Source organism: Psychroserpens sp. (assembly GCF_047633235.1).
Classification (GTDB): domain Bacteria; phylum Bacteroidota; class Bacteroidia; order Flavobacteriales; family Flavobacteriaceae; genus Psychroserpens.
In genome coordinates, this window is sequence record NZ_JBLIET010000093.1 from 1 (window position 1) to 4,014 (window position 4,014).

The window sequence follows — 4,014 nt, forward strand, 5'->3', positions numbered from 1 at the left end:
TAGAATGAATACAAAGACAGGTGAAAAGATTGCACTAGAACGTCATAAATATATGGAGCAGTTTTTAGACCAGTTTTACGCAGAGTGGGATGGTTTTAAATAAAAGCTTTTTAAAACGCCATTCATTTCGGTGCTTTTAAAATATTGGGATAGGTTGAACTGAATACATCAATCTTAATATACAATTTTAAGTGAGCTTTTAAGAATTTGCAGCTCGATCTCTGTCAATAATTAATCTATAGCAATTCTTATTTTTAATGTTTTTCCTTGACGGACTTCCAAAGTTTCAGTGATAGCCAAAAGTATACCTAATGGCGAGTTTTCAAGGTTTCCAATAGTATTATCAATGGCCCAAAACTCAAATGTGTAGTTGAAAATTCCAGAGGATAAGTCAGCGAATTTCAGCTGCTTATCACCAGTTCCATAAACTTCTCTTCGCACTGAAATATTGCCAACTAAATCGATACCAACTCTCGCTGAAGAATAGTTCTCTGGAATTATAAAATTGAACTCTACAGCGCCTGTGTTTTCTGACGTTCCAATGCCACCACTTATATATTCACTATCTAAAATTTTAATGTCATCGTCGTAACAACTCAACAATAATAATGCAATGCCTACAAACCCTATTTTAAAATACTTTAAGAAATTCATAGTACTAGCTGTTTAATAGTATCCTAAGTTACATTCTAAATGTAATAAAAGAATAGTATTAGTAGGCTATTATTTACATCTTATCTTTTAAAAGAAGAGTTAAATTTCATTTATAAATAAAAGTAGTGACTGGAGCTCTAGCTTTTCTTTTTAGAAATTATTATTGGTTTAAGACGAATCGATTAAATGCTATTGGTGCTATTGGGATTGCTAGGACATTAAATTGTGGAGGCTTTAAAAATCGAAAAATATTTGATCCCTTTATATCCCCAAATCTAAAAATAACAAAGGCCGAATACAAAACATCTATTGCAACTGCAATTAATTGTTTCTATGAAAAATTATTACTTTTAAAAGATAGAATGAAGACAAAGACAGGTGAAAAGATTGCACTAGAACCTCATAGATATATGGAGCAGTTTCAAGATGAGTTTTATGCAGAATGGGACGGTAAAAAATAAAGTGAACGCTATTAATTTTCTTTAGCAATTTCTAATGCCGTAATTTTATATGTAACGATAGACATCTCTTTTCCATAATGGATGATGTCCTCTGCAGTTAAATTGTTTTTAGAATTAACAGTATTTAGGATTTGCTGCTCTTTTATTTTGTAATACTCTAATGTTCTATCTATGTTATCTTTCATTGTTTAGTACTTTAACTATTTCACCATTTGTTTAAGTTCGCCTCTATATCTTGATGCACTTTTACCCGTAAACTCTTTGAATAATTTATTAAAGTGAGAGAAGTTATTAAATCCGCATTCAAATGCAACATCTGTGATACTCATCTGGCTTTCAGATAATAATTTGGTAGCATGGACGATTCTATATTCGTTAACCAGTTTTGTAAATGTTTTGCCAGTAGATTTTTTAAAATATCTACAGAAGGCAGGAACAGTCATACTTACTTTATCTGCAATTTCATCAAGTGAAATATGATTCTGGAAGTTGTTATTAATATGTTTGTAAACGATATTTATCTTAGCACTATCCTGCATTTCGGTTTCGAAAACAAAGCCGTCAGCATTTAAAATTTCATAATCCTTAGCTTTAGATAGTTTATAAAGTATTTTTAAAAGAAGGATAACACGCTCAAAGCCTTCAACTTCATTAAGTTTTTGAATCTTTTTTCCAACACTTCGTTTGGTTTGGGGTTTAAAAAGGATTCCGTTTTTGGATCGCCTAAAAAGCGCATTAATGCTTGTCATTTCGGGAGTATCAAAAAAGTAATTACCTAAGAACTCCGGTTTAAACTGGACTAAGACTTCAGAGCCATGTTGCGTTAATCTATCTGTAAATCCATAATGAGGTAAATTAGATCCAATTAGAATGAGTTGGCTATTATCAAAATAGGATAAATGATTGCCAATATGGCGTTTCCCTTTACCCTTATCTACATAAACAAGTTCTATTTCTGGATGAAAATGCCAAAAAGGAGTAGTGCCAATATCTTGTGAAGTCCCTTTTTTAACAAAAATAGAACTTCCAAATTTGGGGTTAACTTTTTCTAAAGTAGGCTTTCTCGGTTTCATAACAATCTACTATATACAAATTTACAGTATTTAGGGATTAATTTCTATTCAAAATTACCAAAAAAGTGTTCTATATTAACATTGTTGTTATTTAATTTAAAATAAAGTGATAATATAGTATACAAATATGCCAAAATGGATGTTTTTAATAGCTACATAGCATTATATCTTTGCAGTATAAATCATTAAAACCCATAAAGTGATGAAACCCATAAAAACAATCTTATTAGTAGTCATATTACTTACAACAGTAATAGGCTACGCAAATGAAAAAGTAATTGATGTATCGTTAAAAGGAATTACCATATTAAAATTTTCTAATGTTAAAAAAGGCCATCAATATAAAATTATTGATGACAAGGGTACTATCCTTTTTACTGAAAAAATCAAACGAAATGGCACATTTGTAAAGCGTTTTGATTTTACAGCCTTAAATAATGGTTCATACATTCTTGAGTTGGACAAGGATTTTGAAATTATTATAACGCCATTTATTATCCAGTCTAATAACGTGGTCTTTTTAGAAAAAAATGAAAAGGTGATTTTTAAGCCAGTGGTAAGGACAGAAAACAATCAATTATTAATCTCACACATGTCCTTAGAAGAGCAGCCTTTAAAAATTGAGTTGTATTATAATGGAGAGCGTATTTTTAAAGACCAATTAGTAGGAGATAAGATTTTAAATAAAATCTATAAACTGTCTTCACAAAAAAAAGGAAGTTACTATTTAAGTATGACTTCAGGGGGGAGATCGTTTATAAAAAGCTTCGAGTTATTATAGATGTTTAGATTGCATCCCCAAAAAAAAGCACTTTCATTTGAAAGTGCTTTTTTTTTACATTAATATGACTAATTTGTTGTTGTAGAATCTTTATATTTATTCCGTAATTGCGTAATCATTTCTTCAGTCATTTTATCGAGATCATAATTATGAGACCAATTCCAATCGGTCCGTGCTGATGAATCATCAATAGATTTTGGCCAACTATTCGCAATGTTTTGCCTAAAGTCTGGTTTGTACGTGATTTTAAATTCTGGAATATGTTTTTGTATTGCCTCAGAAATATATTTTGGAGTAAAACTTAGGGCTGCCAAGTTATATGAAGACCTAATTTTAACAGTATTAGATTCTGCTTGCATGATTTTAACTGTGGCATTAATGGCATCCTCCATAAACATCATTGGAAGTTGTGTGTTTTCAGATAGGAAACATTCATAATGTTTATTTAGAACAGCCTTGTGGTATATTTCTACAGCATAATCTGTTGTGCCTCCTCCAGGCATAGTTTTCCAGCTTATAATTCCAGGATAGCGCAAGCTTCGCACATCAACACCATATTTGTCATGGTAATATTCGCACCAGCGTTCACCCACTTGTTTTGTAATCCCATAAACCGTTGTAGGTTCTGCTATTGTATGTTGAGGTGTATTTAAAGCCGGAGTTGTTGGTCCAAAAACAGCAATACTAGAAGGCCAGAATATGTGTTTAATAAATCCGTCTTTGGCAAGATTTAAAACGTGAAAAATAGAATTTATATTTAAGTTCCATGCTTTCATTGGGTATTTTTCTCCGGTAGCACTTAACATGGCTGCCATGAGATATATAGTATCGATTTCATGTTTGTCAATACAAGTTTTTATTGAGTCATAATCCTGAGCATCAACAATTTCGAAAATACCAGAATTAACTATATGGGTGTTATGATATCCAATATCGCTGGCTACAACATTTTCTGGACCATACAGTTCTCTTAACTTATACGTGAGCTCAGATCCTATTTGACCTCCAGCACCAATAACTAAAATTCTAGGCATATTATATCATT

The 4,014-nt window shown here is 31.4% G+C and carries 6 protein-coding genes; 2 read left to right on the plus strand and 4 right to left on the minus strand.

What is annotated here, in order from left to right; all coding sequences use genetic code 11:
• Positions 1 to 231: 231 nt before the first annotated feature.
• Positions 232 to 654, minus strand: a complete 423-nt coding sequence (locus ACJAZK_RS14845; protein ID WP_415224717.1) for a hypothetical protein — start codon at positions 652 to 654, stop codon at positions 232 to 234.
• A 125-nt stretch (positions 655 to 779) separates the two neighbouring features.
• Between ACJAZK_RS14845 and ACJAZK_RS14850 the strand changes: the two genes are divergently transcribed.
• A complete protein-coding gene (locus tag ACJAZK_RS14850; RefSeq protein ID WP_415224718.1) occupies positions 780 to 1,115 on the plus strand; it encodes an HD domain-containing protein in 336 nt (111 codons plus the stop codon).
• A gap of 11 nt (positions 1,116 to 1,126) precedes the next feature.
• On the opposite strand, the gene ACJAZK_RS14855 is transcribed toward ACJAZK_RS14850, so the two are convergent.
• Both ACJAZK_RS14855 and ACJAZK_RS14860 read right to left on the minus strand, forming a co-directional pair.
• Positions 1,127 to 1,300 carry a hypothetical protein gene (locus ACJAZK_RS14855; protein ID WP_169338340.1) on the minus strand — a complete coding sequence of 58 codons (174 nt, stop codon included), beginning with the start codon at positions 1,298 to 1,300 and terminating at the stop codon, positions 1,127 to 1,129.
• A 15-nt stretch (positions 1,301 to 1,315) separates the two neighbouring features.
• Positions 1,316 to 2,188 carry an AraC family transcriptional regulator gene (locus ACJAZK_RS14860; protein ID WP_415224719.1) on the minus strand — a complete coding sequence of 291 codons (873 nt, stop codon included), beginning with the start codon at positions 2,186 to 2,188 and terminating at the stop codon, positions 1,316 to 1,318.
• A 202-nt stretch (positions 2,189 to 2,390) separates the two neighbouring features.
• Here ACJAZK_RS14860 and ACJAZK_RS14865 point away from each other — a divergent pair, with 202 nt between their 5' ends.
• Positions 2,391 to 2,969 (plus strand): hypothetical protein, encoded by a 579-nt coding sequence (locus tag ACJAZK_RS14865; protein WP_415224720.1) that lies wholly within the window; start codon positions 2,391 to 2,393, stop codon positions 2,967 to 2,969.
• 68 nt (positions 2,970 to 3,037) lie between these two features.
• On the opposite strand, the gene ACJAZK_RS14870 is transcribed toward ACJAZK_RS14865, so the two are convergent.
• Complete coding sequence (locus ACJAZK_RS14870) at positions 3,038 to 4,003, minus strand: NAD-dependent epimerase/dehydratase family protein (protein ID WP_415224721.1); 966 nt, start codon at positions 4,001 to 4,003, stop codon at positions 3,038 to 3,040.
• Positions 4,004 to 4,014: the final 11 nt, after the last annotated feature.